The following is a 21,171-nucleotide window of genomic DNA, read 5'->3' as shown; positions in this document are numbered from 1 at the left end:
GAGGCGGCATAAAATCGCGCTCCTGTGCAGAAAATAATACACGCCAATTTATTTACTATACATTGCTGCACCTACCACATGAAAAAAGGGGGTGCAGCTTTTTGATTTTATTCCCCTCTATAAATTTGTAAGAATTGTACGGAACAAATCGAACACATACTACAAATGTTTCATTTGTGTTAAAAAATCGGTTTGCTGGAGTAGGTTTAAGGGAAAATACGTTTATAAAGGAGTTTTTAGTTAGGATAGACAACTCTTAATCAATTTCGGGTATTTGATTTCTGAGAACTGAATTTAATAGTTACTCAGTTAAATTTTAAAAAAGAGGAGGAAAAACGATGACGAAAATTTCGTGGTCAAAATTAATGTTCTCTGCAATGCTGATGTCTGTATTGACTTTAGCAGCATGTGGTAATGATGATACTGCAGAAGAAAAATCAACGGATGACTCGGATGCTCCTGCAGAAGAAAGTGCTGGCGAGGATACTGAAACAGAAGAAGGCACTGAAGAGGGCACAAATGAAAGCGCAGAAACTGAACCAAAAGTTACGGAGTTTGAACCAGCATTTCCAGAACAAACAAGAGCACCTGCAGTAGAGACTAAAACAGAAGTTGAAACAGAAGTTATTGTTGAGGGTCTTGGCGTCTCTTGGGGTATGGCAGAGTTTGAACCAAATCGCTTACTTGTGACGCAAAGAGATGCAGCAGAACTTTTGATTGTAAACGTTGAAGATGGCTCTGTTTCAGATCCAATCGAAGGTACACCAGAAGTAAATAATGAAGATCAAGGTGGTTTACTTGATGTAGCGGTTGCACCTGATTTTGACGAATCCCGATTAGTCTTTATGACGTTTTCTCAAGATGTTGAAGGTGGCACTTTAACTGCTGTTGGTAAAGGTATGTTATCAGAAGATGAAACCTCACTTGAAAATTTTGAAGTTATCTTCCAAGCAACACCAGCATATGAAGGTACACTACACTATGGTGGACGTATTATCTTTGATGAGGAAGGCAATCTATTCTTAACAACGGGTGAGCGTTCAGATGATCCAATTCGTGAACGTGCACAAGACTTGGATGCTTATCTAGGTAAAGTCATTCACATTACACAAGACGGAGAACCAGTAGAGTCGAATCCATTTGTCGAAGATGAAGAAGCACTAGATGGTATTTACAGCTACGGTCACCGTAATATTCAAGGTATAGATTACAACCCTGCAACAGGAGACTTATGGATTGTTGAATTCGGTCCACAAGCTGGGGATGAACTGAATATTATTGAACCGAGTAATAACTACGGATGGCCAATTGTTTCTTATGGTATCGAGTACACGGGCGAATTAATCAATGATGGCATTTCAGAACATGAGGCGCAAGGTTTTGTGGAACCACGATATTATTGGGATCCAACAAGTGCTCCAAGTGGTATGGCATTCTATGATAACGACGCAATTCCTGAGTGGGAAAACAACTTATTCATCGGAGCTTTAGCGCCGAGCTATATTGTACGTGTCATTATTGAAGATGACATGATCGTTGGAGAAGAACGTCTGTTAACGGATGAAAACGAACGCTTCCGTGATATTCTTGTCACCGAGGATGGCGCGCTTATCTCCATCACTGATGGTGGTAAGATTTACAAGATTACTGCAGCAGGGGAATAAGTTATTGTTCTCTAAAAGCAGCTAACCTTATGTTGATGTTATTAGCTTAAGGCGCTTAACAATATTAAAGAAGCCGGCAATCATGAGAATTCATGATTGCCGGCTTCTTTTTTGTTGCCTGTGCAGATTATAGGTATAAAGGTGGTATGATTGAAATGACTTGGTGGACCCATAGAACTGCGGACAGCGAAATTAGACTATAAATTGTAAGCCACACAGGAACACTCTGAGATCACAGGTTTACTCGGCGTCTTCTTTTAAGTTAGCTGTTTTCAGTTCTGCATAGATGTCATTAACTTTCTTTTCGTATTCGTCAAGATGAACTTCCTCTTCTTCTTTACTAAATCCATTATCAATGACTACTAATTCAAAAGCGGTTTCTTGAAGTTCCTTGAATTCTGAGTACATTCCTAAATCCACAATTTCATCTTTAAATTCATTGATGTACATAACTACCCATAACAGATGGCCTTTGAGACCGCGATTAGCAGTTAGGTTTTCTTTCATGACTTCAATAAATTCTTCGAAATTTACTTCTGGAATGCCTTCTACTTGATAGAATCTGCTAGTAGGATTTGTTGAGTCATTTCGTCTATATTTTTCTCTATCCTGACGAGTGACTTCTTGTTTTTCAGGCTCACCTGCATAAACGGTACTCTCAGGTTCGCTTTCCTCCATGTTCACTAAAACAATTAAGATTGCTACAGCTGCTAGAATTATGAAGGGAGAAGCAAAAAGAATCTTTCTCATAAAAAAACCTCCTATAATTATTTAACCCTACCATATTTTACAATACTCTACATCCCTGATTAAGAATCTCGTCCCTAGGAGCGAAACAATTCTAACCGATTCTAACAATACACGATAATTTATACTCTATACATGGCCACGTTATGCCTGAAATCAAGCGTGTTACAAATTGAAAAAATGCATTTTATGGAATTTTAATATGGTATTCTTATTTAAATTACCTTTTATAACCATTGCAGGGGGAGACGGAAATTGAATCCTTGGCCATTTCTATTTATTAATTGGAGTGTAATAATTCTTGGCAACATCGCATTAATCATATTGTTCAAGAAGAGTAAGTCGATTAAAAGCAAAGTATTTTTCCAAACGAGCGGCCTTCTTTTGTTAATCATAGATTTGTTTTTCGCGCATTTAGCTTACGATTGGATTTACCCGAACGAAAGTTATGAACATACGATTGGATTAAGCTTAGAGCTAGTCGTAGGATTCATCAGCTTTTTTAGCTTGATTATGCTGGGTTTGATGGGTTTGATCGAAGTCAAAAATCAGCCACGGAACCTGCTGACGTTTACTTCTATCTTGTGTTTGACAGCGATATTTTTTCCCTTCTTTTTGTTTATTATCGCTGTGCTTCCAGTAATTATGATTGTCTGGAAACTTATCGAAAAACGAGAGACATGATCAACCCGCTTCCCTTTGTAAGAAATAATTTTAAATGATATTGACAATATACGACCATTTATATCCTATAGATTGCCACACCTGCTGCATCAATGTTGTGGATGTGGCTATTTATATTTGTTCATTCATATAAGTTGTGTGATGCACAGGGGCGATCAGGGAGCTGCTGGAAATAAGTTTCAGGAATATTATTAGTCTTATTATTTATGATAAATTATTCGGCTACTCCGAAAAGAACTTCCTGCAACCCCAATCCTCTTCAGGTTATAATCGACGCAGGGGGAATTCTCATGAACTTAAATAATTTAAAAACCTATGTGCCGGCAGTGCTTTACAAGCGCGGCTTGGATTATTTTGAGAGAGATTTTGTGAAAGAGCTGGCGGAAGATGCGCCGAATCGCTGGCATGCGTTTGTAGCGGGTACCCAAGATTATGAAGTGATGGTCAAGCTGTCGGGTGAGGAGTCCGTGGCGTGGACTTCTTGTACGTGCCCATTTGAATCAGATTCACTGTGCAAGCATGAAGTCGCGGTGTGTCTCGCGATTCGTGAAGTTAAAAAAGAAAATAGTTCGACTAACACGGATGTGTTAGTGCAGTTAAAAGCATTGAAAAAAGCAGAGCTGCTAGAAATCTTAGAAGAGTTGATACAAAAGCAGCCAGCAGTAAATCTTTATTTAACAGAGAAATTTTCGAATGCAAGCGGTATGGATGAACAAAGGGCACGTCGTATTATTCAGAAGTCGGCTAACCGTGCGAGTCGTAGCGGATTTATCGAATGGGACCGGGCAAGTCAGGCGATTGAAGGGGCAGAGGAAGTTCAAGAGTATGTAGATAGCTTGCAGATAGAGCAAGATGCTGAGAAAATGATTCGCCTCAGTTTGATCGTTATCGAGGAATGTAGCGAAATGTTGTTAAGGGCAGATGACTCAGCTGGCGAAATTAGTTCTGCCGTTTATGAAAGTCTGGAGAAGATTAACGAAACGCTAGCAGACTGGCCGGGAAGACTCGACGATTCAACTGTGGATGGTATGCTCAAGCTGCTTTATCCGCATATCCTTTCGAGTTTAGAAAAAGATATTACAGACGCTGCGGGTGATTTGCTGGTATCTGTATTGCAATGGAATGACAAAGGCGATTTCGCGGATAAGTTCTATGATTTTATTGAAAACGTGATTAGCAGTAAGGAAATGCAAAGTAAGTCGTATTCATATACCGAAGAGCGGTTCCGTATGTGCCAGTTCGTAGTTTTACAACAGGCCGAGGACCAGCAAGCGATTGAATCGTTTTACGTGGAGCATGGTCGTTATCCCGAAGTTCGTAAAGCGCAGGTCCAGCAAGCGCTAGATGCTGGTCAATACGAGAAAGCAATCCAGTTGTGTACCGAGTCAGAACAACTAGATATGAAACTACCTGGGTTGGTGCATGAATGGAAAAAGCTGCGCTTTCGAGCCTATGAGGGAATGGGCAACACAGCGGAGATGATTAACCTCAGCTTCCAATTCGCGGTGGATGGGGAAGAAGAATATTATTATAAGTTGAGAAGTTTGGTGGCTGTGGAAGAATGGCCGAAAAAAATGGAAGAGATGCTTGAGGAAATGAAAATGCATCCACGATGTCGTCCACTTTACCTTGGCATTTTGATTGATGAAAAGAGGTTTGGTGAACTGCTCGATTATTGCCAGAAAGATGTCGCTGCCATCGAACATCTGCACCCGCATTTACTAAATGATTACCCGCACGAAGTGAACGAGATTTATACAAGCTATATTTACCGAGTGATCGAACAAGCTTCCAACCGAAAAGCCTATTGGAGTGCATGCCAAAAAATTAAGGGTTTCCAACAAGCACTTGGAGCTGAGGCGGCAACAGGGCTGATTAAAGAACTGAAGTTTATGTATCCGAAACGGACCGCGTTGTTGGATGAGTTGGGGAAGATTGAGTAGAAGCAATAATATAATGAAGAAAAAGCCGGATCGGTTGACCGAACCGATCCGGCTTTCATTTGCCTATTTATGAAATTCATCAGTTACAGTAATTGCTCTGCTAATAGTTGATAAGCAGCCAATCGTTTTTCCTGGGAATGCGGAATGCTGCAGATCATGGCTTCTTCAAAACTATATTGCATTTGTTCTCGCTGCAATTGATCGGCGACGTCTTTGGCGGAACCGACTAAATGGATGTTACGGCTTTCCTTGATTTGCATGCGGTCCATTTCAGTTAACGCGGAATTTTGTGCCTCTTCGGGTGTCATGAGAGGCATGATCCGACCTTTCATCAACATGAGGCGTGAAATGTCTTGTGGCAATGCTTCGTATTCTGCTTCTTCGGCCGTTTCAGCTGTTGTCACTAAATACGATACCGAAATTTCGGGTTTTTCCATAAACGCAGACGGTTTAAAATTTGCACGGTAAGAAGCTAAAATGTCTTTCGTCATGCCACCATTGAAAAACTGGGCGAATGAATAGCCGACGCCCATACGTCCTGCTTCTAATGCGCTGTTGCCACTTGAACCGAGTAACCACGCTTCTGGCAACTGAATATGTGTCGGAGCCGCAATGGTTTTATTGTACAGTGTCTCTTCCGGTATTTCGTCGTTGATCAGTTTTAATGCGGTGTCGAATTTTCCGTACATGTCGTCAGTCATCGGGCGGCGTCCTTGAGCCAAAGCGTACATGGCGCTATGGTCACCACCGGGCGCGCGACCAACGCCGAAATCGATCCGGCCTGGCGCAAGTGCAGCCAATGTTTTAAAGACTTCTGCCAGTTTTAACGGTGAATAATGCATCATCATCACACCGCCTGTACCGATGCGAATATTCGTTGTTTTGGCACTCAAGTATGCGGCCGTGACTTCAGGTGCGGAGCTGGAAAATGCGCTGGAGCCATGATGTTCAGCCATCCACATCCGGCTGTAGCCTAAAGAGTCGGCAAGAACCGCAAGTTCCACCGCATTTTGTATCGCTGCTTCCGCTGTGTTTCCAGTCGTAACAGGCGCTTGGTCTAAGACACTTAGTTTCATTTTGATAACTTCCTTTCTTTCCCTGCAAGTTTGCTCATTGAGGAGTATAGCAGTCTGGCGTATCGAAATCCTTTCTTTTGTCTTAATGATTTTTATTCGTACAAGTTATGGAGAGTAGTGGATTAGATTTAAATTGTGTCGCTGTGTAACTACACTTGCTAAGCCAACATTGCGAGTGTAGTTTTTTCATTTTGAGCGATCGTATAAACGAAGTGGAATAGTGATAAATCATCTTTTTTCGATATGTATTTTTGTGATTTGAGCCTATGAATTATTTATAGCATATGTAGCTATTATCAAGGTTTCAAGATATTTATTTGTATTAAAATGGAAACAAGTCTATATTTTGGTTTTCTAATATGATACTATTTACTTATTAATTGAGTTGGTTAAAAATGCTCATATACTTACTAAATAGAATGAAGATGATGGGAATTAATACGTGAATTTAAACTGAAAGAAGAGATGCGAATGATTAGTGAGATCAAAGGAAAGATTTCTGCTTCAGGGAGCAATTTGACTGATCGACTAGAAGATAAATTGACTGGAGACTTTTTTGGAGCGCTGCGGTATTTGCCATTTGAGCAAGGATTGCAAGGCATATTAGAGCAAGTTGAGTTTACTGATGAAGAGCATCAAAAAACTTGGCAAATGTTTTTGGCTGCGCAAAAAGGCTTCGAAGTTACGTATAATTTCTGGCCGCAACACGTAAAAGGTGAAATTGATTTATTGCTGGAGTTTGAAAGTTTTCTTGTAGGTATTGAAGTGAAATATAAAAGCGGCATTTCTTCAGAAGATGACTACGGAGAGGTATTGGATTACGACAAGAGTCATCATCAACTTTCCAAATACTCTTGCATGATTGAAAAAACGGACAGGTAAACGAAAAGGCTATCTTATTTTCTTAGCTCCATTTCCCATTCGAAATACAGTCCAGAAACAATATGATATTAGATACAAAATCTCACCAGATGTCACGATGGGATTCGCAAATTGGGAAGACCTACATACAAAAATCGGAAACATGAAAAAAACTGCACAGGGTGAAACTCAAAAGCTAATTCTTGAGGATGCGGAAGCATTATTGGAAGTGAAAGGCTTGAAGCGTTTTACTGGGTTTCTAAATGATGTCTATATTGATAAAGCAATTCAACATTTGCCATATCAATATCAAAACGAGAAAGTACAGAACAAGGGAATATGGTCTTGGCCAGAACTAAAATTTGAACAGGGGGAAGAAGCGTATGTCTATGGTTCAAAATAAAGGCGAACATATTATACAAGCAGCAAATTTATTGAAGGAAACATACGAGAATTTGAATATTCTCTTTCAAGAGCTCGATCGTGTGGGAGAAGAACAGGGGTATGTCACAATCACTCCGAGATTCATGCGGTATAAATCCGATACGGATACACATGGCTGGCTGATAACAAACTTCATCAAGCTCTATGTAAAAGCAGAAACCGTACCTAGCAGCATAGAAGAGATTCGGGACTTGCCATGGTATGGCGTAATGGTGGATTTAACAAATGACGATGGAGAAAACTTGCCGATGTTATCCATTATTCGCTACCAGTTTGACCAATCCTTTTGGCAGCGCTTGCCAGCAGTATCTGATCATTGGACATTCTATACGCCGTTCTATGAAGATGATTTTGATATCACCCACAATGAAAATAAATGGTCTATCTTATCTGGAGGTAATTTGAAGAAGAAGCATTCCGGTTTTGAAAAATTGGAGGCTGTGGATATTCCACTGTTTGATGTGAAATCTCCTGAGGATGTACGTTCTAAAGTATTTGAAGGATTGGACAAGCTGGATTTTAAAAATATATAAAAAGAAGAGATACATTATGAAATAAGTGCTATAAGTAGCTGAACGTAAGGCATAAGAAATTAATACAAAATACTTAGTACATTTGTATCGAAGGGCGGTAAACCATGGCAAGAAAGAAGAAGAAAGACAATTTAACGGAGTTTTTGTCTGGAATTATGATATTTAGCAGCGCAGTTACGTATGTTTACACACAATCTATTGCAGCGACCATTACTGTCTTCGTCTTTTGCTTTCTAAGTATGTTGATAGTCGCCAAGACAATCCAACATAAGAAAAAGAAGAGATTGAGTGAGTCAGGGATGTTGCAGGTGGACGCGATGTCAGGGGCAGAGTTTGAAGAATTTTTACGCTTGCGTTACATAACTGAAGGTTATAGCGTTAAAAAAACACCTTATACTGGAGATTACGGGGCAGATCTAATTCTAGAAAAAGGCCAGCAAAAGATTGCTGTGCAAGCAAAGCGATATAAAAGCAATGTTGGGATCAAAGCTGTGCAGGAAATTTCGGCGGCGAAGCTACATTACGGGGCTAATGAAGCCTGGGTTGTCACAAACAGTTTCTTTACAAAAGCAGCTGCAGAACTAGCGCGAAGCAATAAAGTGAAGTTGGTAAACCGTGATGAGCTCATAGAAATCTTACTAGCGAAAAGAGTTGGATGAACTTAGAAGCATTTTTTCGGAAATGGTAACTAGAACCATGAGGAGGGTATCGATGAAAATTACGATGACAATGACTAAAGAAGCGTATAAAGTGGCTATAAAAGTGTATTCGCGCCAATTGACAAGAACTGAAGGGAAAATCGAGATTAATCGATTATCAGGAATGAATGAAGGATCTGCTCAAGCTTTCATTACAATATTTTTGGCTATGATGGATGGGGAAGAATACAAGCGGGCATTTAATAACGACACAAACAAGTTTTTACTAGAGAATATTCGAAAAGACTTTGGTGAACGTTATTATCTAAATGCATTGAATGCTGTACAAAAACACATAAATTATTACGCAACTTTAGGAAAAGGTAATTTGTCAGGTCTTCAAAGTATTATTAATGAAATGAAATCATAAAATTGTATATTACACAAAACGCCGCTTAGAGAGAAGGGATTTTCTTAAAGCGGCGTTTCGTGTAATATTCTATTGATAAGTACATCAATAATTCTAATAACAACTAATACAGAGTTGATTTTGATTCCTAATTGAATTGATTTACTATGAAAAGTCTTGCTCAATAGTTGCTAAATCTCTGTTCGTTTGTGCCTGAATAAAATGATAGAGAGTTTCATTTGAATCTTCTTCAATAATCTTTTTAAAGCTCAACACTTTTCGTTCGAAACCTTTAAAATAAGTGCTTTCATATTCGTGGTTATTATAAATATTTAAGTACTCATGATAGTCCATTACAGCAATTTGATTTTCTATCTGAACCAGCAATGAGTTCCATTCCTTTATGTTCTTAGAATAGATTGGTTTCTTAATAGCCAGTTCCTGTTTTTCTTTATGGCTAATCTGAGAGATAAAGGTTTCGATTTCATGCTTGTGTTTAATTAGCTGGATTCTGTTTAAATTATTAAGTTTGCTTAAATCATTCTTTTTATAATCTTTAATATTTATTTTCCTGAATTGATCACTATTGTTTTCTTCTTTTTTATCTTTTCTATTAGCCTGATATTCTTTTATTTTTTCCGCGCCTTTGCCAATAGCAGGTAATACCTCGTTCATTAATTCTTTATTTGCTAGTGCCAATTTGATTGCTTTAGGACCATGTGTCTTTGCTACATCATATACTAATTTTACTGGTATTTTAGCCATTAAAATCCTCCTGGTTAATAGAATTAGAAAAAATATTAAACAACGTATTAGTAAATTGTAATATTACTTATATATTACTACTAAATGGAAGAAGTATTCATTTTTATAACTTTTATTTAAATAGAGAACTTACTTACAGTATACTTTTTTCGCCAGAATCGATACCATTCTCCAGAAATGACAGGCACAATTCTATTCTATCAGCAGCATTTGAAAGATTAGTGTCGTTATCTAGTGCTAAAAATAATTCTAAACAATTTTGACATTACACTACGATTTATAATTTATACATAGCCACACTAGCTAAATCAACATTTTGTGGATAGTCTTTTTGTTCATCTGTATAAATTGTTTGGAAGCCGCATCGCTCTCATGGAAGCGATCGATGCGAGTGTGTGCAAGGAGTTGTTATTCAAATTAGGTATACTAAATAAATATAGAGTTCGAATTTAATAAATCCAATAACGACATTTAGTTCAAATACATAAACTAGATTAGAGGTATTATTACTTGGGAAATCGCGCTTATGTATTAGAAACAAAAACCGCGAAATATATCCAGCTCTTCAAAAATACTAAAGGGATTAATGATTGGCAGGATGAAAGCCTAGAAGCTGAGATAATGCTAAAATTGTATGAAGAGCCGAAGCTACAGGAAGTGCTAAGAATTATTGATTTGATCAGAATGGAGAAATCGGATGATCAGGGGGAATTGAAATGGCACTGACACAAATGCAAATCATTCAATCACTCGGGGAAGCGATGAGCTGGCTCGAACGTGAAATCAGCTGGGGAGCGGATCCACGGGAGTTGCGCCATTTAATCGGTCGCATGGGTGAACTGTATGTCGCTATGTACACGAATGGAAATATGGCGGGTATGGTCAACGAACGAGGCTATGACGTGGTGACGAAAGACAACGAGCGGATCTCGGTGAAGACCACCGCAAGGATCGGGAGCACTGGGTTTGTCGTGTTTAATCCGAATACATTGGATTTAGCAGACCGCGTCATCATCTTGAGGTTCAATCAGGAAGAAATGGAACTTGAGATTTTGTTAGATGCGCCACTTGCCGAAGCAAAACAATTAATGACGGCACGGTCGGATGGAAAACTCCTCATCGCGATGTCGAAGCTATTCAAGGCTGACGAGAAAGTCCGCAGTGACGAGCAGATAAACGTTTCAAAAGAAGCGCGATATAACGATTATTTGATTAAAGAACTTGAAAGTGGCGGAATTGAAGTATATGAAGGAGACCGGAAACATCAAGTGGTGAAACCGGTTCTAAGGAAGATTGCGGAGTTACTGTCAATCCCAAATGTGAATGGAAACGGCAACCCACATAATACGCGCCAGCTTGGAACTGTTATTATCCGTGCGTTGGAAACTAGTGAAAATGATTAGTTTATTATAGTAAGAATAGAAGGTGACTGAAATTAGAGGGTCAACTGAAACGAAGTTCCGAGAAGAATATGCAAGGCAAGTTCTCTTAGCTATTTATTCAGAAAAGTATTTAGAAAGTTCTTTGGCAGACAAGCCAGATATCCAGAATTATAATAAACATATTGGTGTAGAAGTGACGGAAACAATGAAGCAGCGACTGAGATATGGAGTTGCTCAATTTTCATCCTTATATAATAAGCATATAAGTGAGGTAACTTCGAAAAAGAAGGACCAATTAAAAAAACATAAGATAAGACTCGATACAAATAATGAAGGAATTATAAAATTCATTTTGCCAGAAGCCTTTTGGGGCGGGGTAAATCAATCTATAGAAGCTTTTAACAACAAGTTAAATAAACTTAATGATGGTAATTACAAAATCTTTAAAGAAAATAATTTATTTCTTTATGCGGAGGGTGAGGAAGAGTATGAAGTTATTGATCTAATTAAGCATATTAAAGAAAGCAAAAAGAGTAATCGAAAGTTTGATTACATTTTTGTATTTACTTTTAAAGATCTTTATGCAATTTCCACCAACGACTATTCTTTTGAAATATTTATGATTACCGAAGAGCAGAGAAAGAATTTCTCATTAGAAGCTGCTAAAGTAGTAATAACGTAGCTTGTTCCGTTCCGTGGTAAACGAAACTTTAATAAGCTTGTTTTTTAGGGATTAAAGTTTCATTCCTGAAAAGTAAATCTGAACTTCTAGTATAGTAGAGGTATCTGAGAAAATCTGCAGAATGCTGAAGACCCAATCGACAGAAAAGAAACATCCTATGTCCCAATAAAATAAGCTAGTAAATTTAAAGGAGTGGCATAATGGACGGATTAGTAGAACAAAAATTGAAAGAAATACTCGAAGTATTTGAGAATCTCCCGAATTGTAAAATTGAAAACGGTATAGACGAACAGCTTTTAATCATCAGTGATAAACCGGTTCTTTGGAGTGACTCACTTGAAAAGACGGATGAGGAATCCACGCATAAAATTGGAACGATTAAACCTCATAAATTATCCCTTGGTCTTTATATCGATTTTCCACACGGGTACTTGGATGCTGACAAGTTGGAAAAAATTATAAACCCTGAAGGCACGTTAACGTATTATCCACCCGGGACAAAGGCGCCTACAGTAAAAAGCTGGTGGCGGTTCCGCTCTGATGAGAAATTTGACAGTCTTCACCTGGTTTTAAGAAAAATCGAGTTAGCCTATTATAATTTTAAAAGAGAAGACTGGATTGACTTAATGCGAGAAATTACTGACGCTCATGATGAACACTGACATTTAAACTCGTCTCCCTGACAAAACACAATTCTAAACGTCTTCGACAAAATAAAACAACTTATAGTTCATGCATTGCTACACCTGCTAAATCAATAGCGCAGGTGTAGCTTTTTCATTTTATTCATTTGTATAAATTGATCTTTTTGAAGTTAATGAGTGAATTGTGCTAAAGCAAAGTAGAAAGGGATTCCAACGATTAAATTGAATGGGAAGGTAACGCCGAGAGACAGGCCAAGATAAATGGATGGATTTGCCTCTGGAACGGATGCGCGCAAAGCTGCTGGTGCAGCGATATAGGAAGAGCTTCCCGCCAGCACACCCATTAGGACCACGCCTCCAAGAGATAGACCGACCCAATTGCCAACTAGAACACCTGCACTTCCGCCAATCAGTGGCACACATAGACCGAATAAGAGTATTTTCCAGCCATGCTTGCTGATTTCAGGGAGACGCTCTCCTGCGATTAACCCCATATTTAATAAGAAAAGTATTAATATGCTTCCGTAAAGATCGATAAACAGCGGTTTGACAATGGATTCAGCATTCTGTCCGACCAGCCAGCCAATAATCAGACTGCCCATCAAGAGCAAGACACTTTTGCCCAACAAGCTGTCACGCAGCACTTCTTTGTCAAATAGATTCATGACGGAAGCAAAATTCAGGCCGAATTTTTTGGGGGTGCCTGGAGCTTCTAATAGATCTCCCGAATCGGTTTTATTTAGAATCCGCAATAGCAGCAGGGAAATGATGATAGCCGGACTTTCCAATAAAACCACCAATGCATTCATAAAGCCTTCATAGCCGATTTCTTTCTTTTCAAGGAAGGAGATAGCAGCTCCGTATGTAACAATGCTGACAGAACCATATGTGGCAGCAAGTCCGATGGAATTATGGAGATCCATTTTCATCGCTAGAAGGACAACCAATACAAATACCGGAATGGTGATGCCCAGCAGCAAAGTTCCTGCAATCGGTTTAATGACGGTGTGGAGTTCGTAATGAGACAGCTCCATGCCGCCTTTAATGCCGATAGCCACCAACAAGTAGATGCTTAGGGCCTCACTTAAGCCGGCGGGGAATTTCAAATCAGATTTAACTAAAGCGGCAATGACCCCCAGTACAAAAAATAAAACAACAGGGGACAATAAATTTTGAATCATAATATCGTACATGCTCATCAGTTCTCCTTATAAATCGATTGTATGGTACAGATTTCTTCATAAAAAAACCGGTACCATTCAACAGGCGATGATGAATGATGTCATCGCCAATTGAATGGTACCGGTTTACCTGCAGCCCAAGTTGCCTTGTTCTGAAGGTCTCCCATATATGTTTATTGTAATTTTTCCTGCAGATTTCCGGAAAGCCGAAATACCATGATGCGTTCTCCGGTGTGGGTGCTAATATCGGTATGGAAGCTTTTCACTTCTTCGCCCGTCAGTTCTTGTATGATGTTCCCTAAAAACTGGCGACCGGATTCGACTAAATCCGACCGCATTCTTTTAACAGCCAACAAACCTTCTTTGGCACTACATAATTTATACTCAGCAGGTGTCAAAACGCCGCTTAACGAAATGACCAGCATATCCCGGAGAATATCTGTTTTTACCGAAACAGAGCCTCTGCCTAAAAAATCTTTTTCCCATTGTGTCAATGTTTTGCTGATCTCTGCCTCCAAAGATCCTTTTGTCCATTTACTATGCTCCATCTATTGTTCCCCCTAATAAAGAAAAACGGCATACTTCTACACCTGCAATAAATGCAGATATAAAAATATCCCGTCCTACCATGCTTTTAACCAATGATTCCCCACACTTCTTCATCCAATCAATAAGAAACTTATTAACTGCCTGCTTAAGCCTGAAACTGCACCTGGTTACCAGTTTAAATTTTACGGTTATTCTGTTGAAGTAATCTTATCCAATCTGTTTTATCTTGTCAATGAAAAATCGCATCCCTGGGAAAGAAACAATTCTATACGATTTTGACAATACACTACAATTTATAATACATTCATGAGGAGATCTCTAAAATCAATGTTTTAGCTAGAGCTATTCGGGGTTATTTAGGGATATAAAGTGTTTAGGAATTGTGCCGCTCCCTGGAAAGTGAAACTCGAGAAAGAAGTGAGGGAAAGCTCGTGGAATACATTTTTATCTCGATTGCAGTGATACTGACTTTGCTGGTTGCCGTCTTAATATACATTAGAAAAGATAGGCAGGCCTTAACGCAAATAGAAGAACCGCACGTTGAAGAAACTCCAGAAGAACTGGAAGCGGCGGAACCAGCGCCAGAAGATGACGACAGCCATTTAGACCCAAAAGTATCGGAAGTGGATATCGACGAAATCGTCAAAAGCGGCTACAAGAAAATCGAGCTTCCCATGAATATGATTCCGATTATCACCCAGACCCTAAAAGACGGGGCGGTAGTGCTCCACCAAAGCCGGACGTACCGTGTGGAGTTCAGCCCGGAAGTAGTGAAGGGTCTGAAAGATAAGAGTATGAAGTTGATTGGGCGGATAGATGGCAAAGGATATGTGCCGGCAGTGAAAAAAGATGGCGTGAAAGGAATTTATGAACAAGCGATTCTCGTGAAGCGTATAAATCCAGCGCTCTTGGCGCACGCCAGCGTGAACTTGTTGACGACGGTTGTTGGCCAGCAACAGCTCATCGAAATCCAAAGCTCTTTGAAAAGCATGGAGCAGAAGCTCGAAGCTTTGATTCAGCACCGGGAAAATGATTTTGCAGGACGGATCGAGGCGCGCTTCGGCTATTTCAAGGAAGTCATCGAGCGGTTCCGCCGAAACGGCATTACGCTTGGCGGTGTGGAAGATGCAGAAATTGAGGGGTTTTATACGGCTACCTTGCAAGATTTGAACGTATTGATGAAAGACTTGAAGGCGATCGCTGCGAACATCAAAAGCTTGAAAGAACACGAAACGCTACGGAAATGGGGAGAAGCCCCCGTGAAAAAAGAGTACGAGCAGCTCGTCGGGCAGTTTAATGCCAAGCAAGAGCTTGTGCTGCTCAATGTGCAGTTTATTGAGGAATGCTACGAGCCGTATCTCCGGACTATCCGAAACTACGAGGAAGTGGACGTTAAATCACGAGCCTTGGCAGCGATTGTTGTAGAGAATCATTCCATTATCGAAGCTATCGAAGAAAAAGTGACAAGCATCGAAGAAAACTATAGAGTGAAGATTAATTTTGGCATCAAGGCCTTGAAATACCGCAATTTGGAGAGCTTAAAGGAACTGGCTCCCAAGAAAATCAGCCAGCAACAACTGGCAGAAAAAGAGATTCCGTCCGAATTGCTGGTCGAAGTGGAGGAAGATGATAAAGCTTATGCCTACGTGCGCGCGGAAAACGAATAGTTGAAACGATACAGAAAAACACCCTCTGTTGAGCGGTCGGCATCTCCATGCTGACGTTTCAATAAAGGGTGTTTTAACTGTCTTAACTAAATTTAGTAAGATTCTAGATCCGGTGCTTTTCGTTTCATAGTCGCTTGTTCATAAGAGTAAGCCAACTCAATCAAGCGAGCTTCGCTAAAAGCTTGAGCGCTGAACGTGACACCAACGGGATGCCCGCTGCTCGCGTAGCCAGCCGGCACAGTGATGGACGGATAGCCTGCTTTTGCGGGCATAGCGGCACCACGGTTGTTTTGGAATAACAACGCATCGAGTTGGTGTTCTTGCATAACGAGATCCAATCCTTCTGACGTAGAAGTTCGTAAATCAGTTTCGCGGTGTTCTAAATAAGTCGAGTCGTTTGGATCGTCGCTTAACTTTTGTGCTTTTTTCAGTTCAGCCTGTCCGAATTTCATGCGACGCTCTGGGTCTTCTTCATTAAATTCAATAACATCAGCGAGTGACTTGACCGGCACTTTGGCAGGCGTAGTGCGCAAATAATCGTTAACGTTTCGCTTAAATTCATACCATAAGACGTCTGATTCAAATGATGATTTAGGAATCGTCACTTCAACAACTGTAGCGCCAAGTGCTTTGATTTGTTCGATTGCCGCGTCCATAATGGTACGTTCTTCTGGTGCTTCGTTGTTCAAGAAGCTTAGGTCGACGCCAACGCGGGCGCCGCTCAAACCGTCTTTTTTTAGGTGCGGCGTATAATCAGTTAGTGCTTGTCCTGCACTCTTTTGTGTTGCTGGGTCTTGTTTGTCGACGCCTGTCATAGCTCCGAGCAAAATCGCGGCATCTGTCACAGTACGCGCCATTGGTCCTGCGGTATCCTGACTTTCAGCGATTGGGATGATACGCGAGCGACTAATGAGGCCAACTGTTGGCTTGATGCCGACAATCGAATTGGCACTTGCCGGACTTAAAATCGAGCCGGATGTTTCGGTTCCGACACCAACCACGGCAAAATTCGAGGCAATCGCTGCGCCTGTCCCTGAACTCGAACCACCGACGTCTTCTGCTTTAAAGACACCAACGCCGTAAGGGTTCAGCACTTGTCCGCCGAGTGAACTGTAACCGCTCGGGCCGTCTTGCGACATGAAATACGCCCATTCGCTCAAGTTTACTTTGCCGAGAATGATGGCGCCCGCGTTTAGCAATTGCTTGGCAACAAATGCATCTTCTTTCGCGAAATTGTGTTCGAGTGCAATTGCGCCAGCTGTTGTCGGCATCGGGTCCGCGGTTTCGATATTGTCTTTTAGCAAGATCGGGATGCCGTACAGTGGACCTTGGTTATTCTGCCCGCGCTTTTCGTCTAGTTCTGCTGCAATTTCTAGCGCGTCCGGATTGATTGTCAGGACGGAATTGATTTTTGGGCCATTCTGGTCGAATGCTTCGATCCGGTCGAGATAAGCTTGAACCAATTCCACGGAAGTGAGTTTATTGGCATGAAAAGCTTGTTGAATGTCTTCAATTGTTGTTTCGATTAATTTGAATGTGCTTGTTTCCATATGTAGGCTCCTCGCTATAATGATGTACTGTCGTTAATTGTACATCAATTCATAATTTTAAATAAAGTATAGTGTGCTGCTGAAATGGAATTTAAAGTGAATTTTGTTTCAGGGGATTTGCGCCACGAATCCGAAACCCAATCGTTTGAGTTTAGAGAGATGTAAGAGTAATCTGAAAATAGAAGTGAGAGGAGTGGAAGTAGATGGGGAAATCAATTCCAGAAGTGACCTTGAACGATGGAACGACTTTGCCGGTTATTGGACTGGGTACATACGGACTGTGGGGAAATGCAGGAGCGAACGCAGTCAGCAGCGGGATCAACGCCGGGTACCGGTTGATTGATACGGCGTACAATTACGAAAATGAAGGTGCGGTCGGGGAAGGCATACGACGCAGCGGCATTGGGCGTGAAGAGCTATGGGTGACATCCAAGCTGCCGGGACGTTATCACACATACGAAAAAGCCTTAGTGGCAATTCAAGAATCGCTGTTCCGTTCTCAGCTGGATTATTTTGATCTCTACTTGATCCACTGGCCGATGCCGAATCAAGACACCTATGTGGAAGCATGGCAGGCGTTGATTGATGCGCAAAAATGGGGGCTCGTCCGGTCGATTGGTGTCAGCAATTTTCTACCGGAGCACTTAGAGCGCATTATTAATGAGACTGGGGTGACACCGAGCTTAAACCAAGTAGAATTGCATCCGTTTTTTAACCAAGCGCACCAGCGCAAAGTGCACGCAGATCACGGAATTCAAACACAGTCATGGAGCCCGATTGCAAAGGCGAAAGATATCTTGACGAACGAGGCCATTAACACAATTGCCGAAGCCCACAACAAGACCATTGCCCAAGTCGTGCTGCGCTGGCAATACCAAATCGGCTCTGTCTCTATTCCACGTTCCACCTCACCCGAGCGGCAACGGGAAAACTTGGCCATTTTCGATTTTGAATTAAGTGAAACTGACATGATCGCAATTTCGGAGTTGTCCCGCCCAGATGGTCGATTGTTTGATATGGACCCGGCTACGCATGAAGAATTTTAAGAGCTTGAGTGAATAACAATTGCCCGATGAATTCGGTAATTTTGATAATGATGCAGGCTCATTCAGTGGAATGAGTCTTTTTTACACACGGAAGAACTGAAAGTGAAAGACACCAACTAGTTTTGTCTGCCTTTTTAGCGAGAAAATTTTCGCGTATAGGGAAAAATCGAAAGCGAAGGGGTGTGTCTGGTGAAACGACTTTTGGCGATTAGTGATATTCACGGAGAGCTCGAATTGTTTAATGAGCTATTGGAGAAAATAGAGTATGACGCCGCAGTAGATCAACTAGTTTTACTAGGAGATTATGTAGACCGGGGGCCGAATTCAAAAGAGGTATTGGACCGCGTCATGGAATTGAAAAAACAAGGAGCTATTGTCTTGCGGGGCAATCATGACCAAATGATGCTAGAGGCTGCAGCCGAGAAACCTGGTGCGAAAGAAAATTGGGTGCGGAACGGAGGACTGGCTACATTGCATAGCTATGATCCCTCCATAAAAAATACAACACTCTCAGTATCAGAAATTTTTGGTGAACACGTGGAGTTTATTAAGACAATGGATTACTACTATGAAACCGGTGATTATATTTTTGTTCATGCGGGCGTTCAACCGGGGGTCCCGCCTCACGAGACGGACCCTTATCTCTTACTATGGATTCGCCAGGAATTTCACCAAGGGTATTCAGGAAATAAGACGGTGATCTTTGGCCATACGCCAACGTTTGTACTTCGAGGGTCAGAAAATTACGATGTTTATTTCGGTGACAATCGCATTATCGGAATTGACGGGGGCGCGGTTTACGGCGGGCAATTGAATTGCTTGGAGCTGCCGAGTAGGAAGGTTTATAGCGTGAAGAAAAGCTAATATGGAGTAGTTATCTATATGAAAAAGTCGCATTTAAATATGCGTCTTTTTTTATGTAAATAGAATCTTCTAGTTCACCTAACTCGCTAGTCTGTGCATCTGAAAGTGTTTCCTGAATTTTGCCGTTCCTGTGAAATACAATATATATGCCAACCAATGGACCAATGCAAAAAACATATGGTAGTTCAGTAGTCCTCATAGAGGCTGTATCATTTGATTTATTTTTTAAAATATTCAAATTATTTCGTATTCCGTAGTTGTTTTAATGATTTCCATTTAATAGAATAAAATAGAAATAAGATTAATTTTCCAAAAGGAGGAAATATATTGGTGATTAAAAAGTCGTTTGCCCATGTAATGCTTGCTTCAGTACTGGCACTATCAGTGGTTCCTACTGTTTTTGCGCACGATGAAATTGATAGTTCAGGTGTGTCAAAAGGAGAGCAGGGGGTATTTTCCAATGAAGAAATTGCAAATCTAAGCGAAGCGAAGGTGGAAGGATCTAAAAATCTTTCATTCCTGAGGGAAGCTGGCGCAGCTCAGTTAAAAGAGATTGATGGTGTGCAGAACAATACAGCTGATGTTTTCGCCCATAAAGGCTATGCCTACGTCGGCACGCATACAGCCAATGGGGGCAACGGTGGCGTCCGAGTTTTTGATTTGAAAAACCCTGCCAATCCGGTGGAAGTTGCGGTCTTTGCAAACGACGACGTAGAAAATACGTGGCAGGAAAAAGTCATTGTTAAAAGTATTAACACTCCCGACTTTAAAGGCGACCTGGCTGTCGTGAGTGTCCAGCAGCTGAACCGCAATGCGAAAGATACGTCCGGCGGATTCTTACTATATGATGTGACCGATCCAACCAATCCTAAAAAGCTTGGCTACTGGGAAACCTACGAAAACACGCGCGGTACCCATGAACTTACTTTGACAATGCAAGGAAACAAAGCTCTTGTGCTGGCTTCCAATCCATACGCTGATTATTACAGTCAAGGCGAATACAAAGACTTTACGATTGTCGATGTTTCCAATCCGGCAGAACCGGAAACACTGTGGGAATTCGATCCACGGATTCTAGATGAAGTACCAGCCGACTTTAATGGCTATCACTGGAACTCGCCGGATGGCAAAACTCGTCCTGTGTTCAATCACAGTGTTATCACCGACAATAATGCGCAATACGCTTATGTCTCCATGTGGGACCTCGGCACCATCATCTTTGATATTACAGACCCGGAAAACCCGGTCTATTTGAGCAGCACGGATTATGCATCCAATCAGCAAGGTTCAGCCCATTCAGCAGCTTTGGCCAAAGGCGGCAATGTGCTGATTGAAACTCGGGAAGTCTCTTCGCCTGTGCGCCCGGGATACGAGGAATCCTATGGCTATACGCGAATCTTTGATATCAAAGATAAAGCGAATCCTGTTTTATTGAGTGAATTCAAAACAGACCTGACCGAAAAAGTTGAAGATGGTCCGACGTTTAACAATACGGTGCACGATCCGAAAGTGCATGGCAATACGCTTTACTTGAGCCATTATGCGGGCGGAGTTTATACAGTGGATATCACCGATCCAGCCAACCCGAAACAAATCGGCCAATATACGCCTGACAAGGCAAATGTCTGGGGTGTATTCGTGGATCGCAATTACGTACTGGCTTCCGATATGGGCCAAGGTTTGAAAGTGCTTGTTAAAAATAACGCCAAAAAGTAAATGGTGGATAGAGCGGAAAAGATAAACTAGAAAGGAGCAGTGCCAGTTATTCCCTGGCGCTGCTCCTATTTATTTCGCTTAATAAGATGGCTTTAACCTGTTTATCTGTAAAATAAAAAGTTATAA

22 protein-coding genes are annotated in these 21,171 nt (G+C 41.0%); 16 read left to right on the top strand and 6 right to left on the bottom strand.

Annotation, left to right across the window (positions count from 1 at the left end; all coding sequences use genetic code 11):
- Window positions 1-338: 338 nt before the first annotated feature.
- A complete protein-coding gene (locus MLE13_RS08575; RefSeq protein WP_240749309.1) occupies window positions 339-1,664 on the top strand; it encodes a PQQ-dependent sugar dehydrogenase in 1,326 nt (441 codons plus the stop codon).
- Between the two features lie 240 nt (window positions 1,665-1,904).
- Here the strand turns inward: MLE13_RS08575 and MLE13_RS08570 are convergent, their stop codons facing one another.
- Window positions 1,905-2,414 carry a hypothetical protein gene (locus tag MLE13_RS08570; RefSeq protein WP_240749308.1) on the bottom strand — a complete coding sequence of 170 codons (510 nt, stop codon included), beginning with the start codon at window positions 2,412-2,414 and terminating at the stop codon, window positions 1,905-1,907.
- A 252-nt stretch (window positions 2,415-2,666) separates the two neighbouring features.
- Between MLE13_RS08570 and MLE13_RS08565 the strand changes: the two genes are divergently transcribed.
- Together MLE13_RS08565 and MLE13_RS08560 are read left to right on the top strand one after the other, a co-directional pair.
- Entirely contained in the window at window positions 2,667-3,095 is a 429-nt protein-coding gene (locus tag MLE13_RS08565) for a hypothetical protein (protein ID WP_240749307.1), read from the top strand.
- Window positions 3,096-3,385: 290 nt separating this feature from the next.
- Window positions 3,386-5,038 (top strand): SWIM zinc finger family protein, encoded by a 1,653-nt coding sequence (locus MLE13_RS08560; RefSeq protein WP_240749306.1) that lies wholly within the window; start codon window positions 3,386-3,388, stop codon window positions 5,036-5,038.
- A gap of 83 nt (window positions 5,039-5,121) precedes the next feature.
- On the opposite strand, the gene MLE13_RS08555 is transcribed toward MLE13_RS08560, so the two are convergent.
- Window positions 5,122-6,114 (bottom strand): MsnO8 family LLM class oxidoreductase, encoded by a 993-nt coding sequence (locus MLE13_RS08555; protein WP_240749305.1) that lies wholly within the window; start codon window positions 6,112-6,114, stop codon window positions 5,122-5,124.
- 471 nt (window positions 6,115-6,585) lie between these two features.
- On the opposite strand from MLE13_RS08555, the gene MLE13_RS08550 reads away from it, so the two are divergent.
- The 5 genes from MLE13_RS08550 (at window position 6,586) to MLE13_RS08530 (ending at window position 9,020) form a co-directional block, all read left to right on the top strand.
- Entirely contained in the window at window positions 6,586-6,996 is a 411-nt protein-coding gene (locus MLE13_RS08550; RefSeq protein WP_240749304.1) for a hypothetical protein, read from the top strand.
- Window positions 6,997-7,138: 142 nt separating this feature from the next.
- Entirely contained in the window at window positions 7,139-7,378 is a 240-nt protein-coding gene (locus MLE13_RS08545; RefSeq protein ID WP_240749303.1) for a hypothetical protein, read from the top strand.
- Window positions 7,359-7,952 carry a hypothetical protein gene (locus MLE13_RS08540; protein WP_240749302.1) on the top strand — a complete coding sequence of 198 codons (594 nt, stop codon included), beginning with the start codon at window positions 7,359-7,361 and terminating at the stop codon, window positions 7,950-7,952. The genes MLE13_RS08545 and MLE13_RS08540 overlap by 20 nt, the downstream gene beginning before the upstream one ends.
- 104 nt (window positions 7,953-8,056) lie before the next feature.
- Window positions 8,057-8,611 (top strand): restriction endonuclease, encoded by a 555-nt coding sequence (locus MLE13_RS08535; RefSeq protein WP_240749301.1) that lies wholly within the window; start codon window positions 8,057-8,059, stop codon window positions 8,609-8,611.
- Between the two features lie 52 nt (window positions 8,612-8,663).
- Window positions 8,664-9,020, top strand: a complete 357-nt coding sequence (locus MLE13_RS08530) for a hypothetical protein (RefSeq protein ID WP_240749300.1) — start codon at window positions 8,664-8,666, stop codon at window positions 9,018-9,020.
- Window positions 9,021-9,164: 144 nt separating this feature from the next.
- On the opposite strand, the gene MLE13_RS08525 is transcribed toward MLE13_RS08530, so the two are convergent.
- The gene (locus tag MLE13_RS08525; protein ID WP_240749299.1) at window positions 9,165-9,764 is read right to left on the bottom strand and encodes a hypothetical protein; all 600 of its coding nucleotides are present in this window, start codon (window positions 9,762-9,764) and stop codon (window positions 9,165-9,167) included.
- A gap of 510 nt (window positions 9,765-10,274) precedes the next feature.
- On the opposite strand from MLE13_RS08525, the gene MLE13_RS08520 reads away from it, so the two are divergent.
- The 4 genes from MLE13_RS08520 (at window position 10,275) to MLE13_RS08505 (ending at window position 12,490) form a co-directional block, all read left to right on the top strand.
- A complete protein-coding gene (locus tag MLE13_RS08520; protein ID WP_240749298.1) occupies window positions 10,275-10,490 on the top strand; it encodes a hypothetical protein in 216 nt (71 codons plus the stop codon).
- Window positions 10,481-11,167, top strand: a complete 687-nt coding sequence (locus MLE13_RS08515; protein ID WP_240749297.1) for a DUF6998 domain-containing protein — start codon at window positions 10,481-10,483, stop codon at window positions 11,165-11,167. The genes MLE13_RS08520 and MLE13_RS08515 overlap by 10 nt, the downstream gene beginning before the upstream one ends.
- Window positions 11,168-11,189: 22 nt before the next feature.
- On the top strand, window positions 11,190-11,828 hold the full coding sequence (locus tag MLE13_RS08510) for a hypothetical protein (RefSeq protein WP_240749296.1): 639 nt from the start codon (window positions 11,190-11,192) through the stop codon (window positions 11,826-11,828).
- Between the two features lie 200 nt (window positions 11,829-12,028).
- Complete coding sequence (locus tag MLE13_RS08505; RefSeq protein WP_240749295.1) at window positions 12,029-12,490, top strand: hypothetical protein; 462 nt, start codon at window positions 12,029-12,031, stop codon at window positions 12,488-12,490.
- A gap of 152 nt (window positions 12,491-12,642) precedes the next feature.
- On the opposite strand, the gene MLE13_RS08500 is transcribed toward MLE13_RS08505, so the two are convergent.
- Together MLE13_RS08500 and MLE13_RS08495 are read right to left on the bottom strand one after the other, a co-directional pair.
- Window positions 12,643-13,665: a sodium-dependent bicarbonate transport family permease gene (locus tag MLE13_RS08500; protein ID WP_240749320.1), complete on the bottom strand. Its 1,023-nt coding sequence runs from the start codon at window positions 13,663-13,665 to the stop codon at window positions 12,643-12,645.
- A gap of 161 nt (window positions 13,666-13,826) precedes the next feature.
- The gene (locus MLE13_RS08495; protein WP_240749294.1) at window positions 13,827-14,201 is read right to left on the bottom strand and encodes a DUF2294 domain-containing protein; all 375 of its coding nucleotides are present in this window, start codon (window positions 14,199-14,201) and stop codon (window positions 13,827-13,829) included.
- Between the two features lie 432 nt (window positions 14,202-14,633).
- Between MLE13_RS08495 and MLE13_RS08490 the strand changes: the two genes are divergently transcribed.
- On the top strand, window positions 14,634-15,869 hold the full coding sequence (locus tag MLE13_RS08490) for a DUF1572 domain-containing protein (protein WP_240749293.1): 1,236 nt from the start codon (window positions 14,634-14,636) through the stop codon (window positions 15,867-15,869).
- Window positions 15,870-15,961: 92 nt separating this feature from the next.
- Here MLE13_RS08490 and MLE13_RS08485 read toward each other — a convergent pair whose 3' ends face one another.
- Window positions 15,962-17,419: an amidase family protein gene (locus MLE13_RS08485; RefSeq protein WP_240749292.1), complete on the bottom strand. Its 1,458-nt coding sequence runs from the start codon at window positions 17,417-17,419 to the stop codon at window positions 15,962-15,964.
- Window positions 17,420-17,622: 203 nt separating this feature from the next.
- Here MLE13_RS08485 and MLE13_RS08480 point away from each other — a divergent pair, with 203 nt between their 5' ends.
- From MLE13_RS08480 to MLE13_RS08470, 3 genes are all read left to right on the top strand, one after another.
- Window positions 17,623-18,465 carry an aldo/keto reductase gene (locus tag MLE13_RS08480; RefSeq protein WP_240749291.1) on the top strand — a complete coding sequence of 281 codons (843 nt, stop codon included), beginning with the start codon at window positions 17,623-17,625 and terminating at the stop codon, window positions 18,463-18,465.
- Window positions 18,466-18,654: 189 nt separating this feature from the next.
- Window positions 18,655-19,329, top strand: coding sequence for a metallophosphoesterase family protein (locus MLE13_RS08475; RefSeq protein ID WP_240749290.1), 675 nt, complete (start codon window positions 18,655-18,657; stop codon window positions 19,327-19,329).
- 330 nt (window positions 19,330-19,659) lie between these two features.
- Window positions 19,660-21,045 (top strand): LVIVD repeat-containing protein, encoded by a 1,386-nt coding sequence (locus MLE13_RS08470; protein WP_430905208.1) that lies wholly within the window; start codon window positions 19,660-19,662, stop codon window positions 21,043-21,045.
- The last annotated feature ends 126 nt before the right edge of the window (window positions 21,046-21,171 follow it).

The sequence above is a fragment of the Planococcus halocryophilus genome (genome assembly GCF_022489025.1).
Classification (GTDB): Bacteria; Bacillota; Bacilli; order Bacillales_A; family Planococcaceae; genus Planococcus; species Planococcus halocryophilus_A.
Note: the sequence above shows the minus strand (reverse complement) of the source record. Positions and strands in the feature narration are given on the sequence as shown.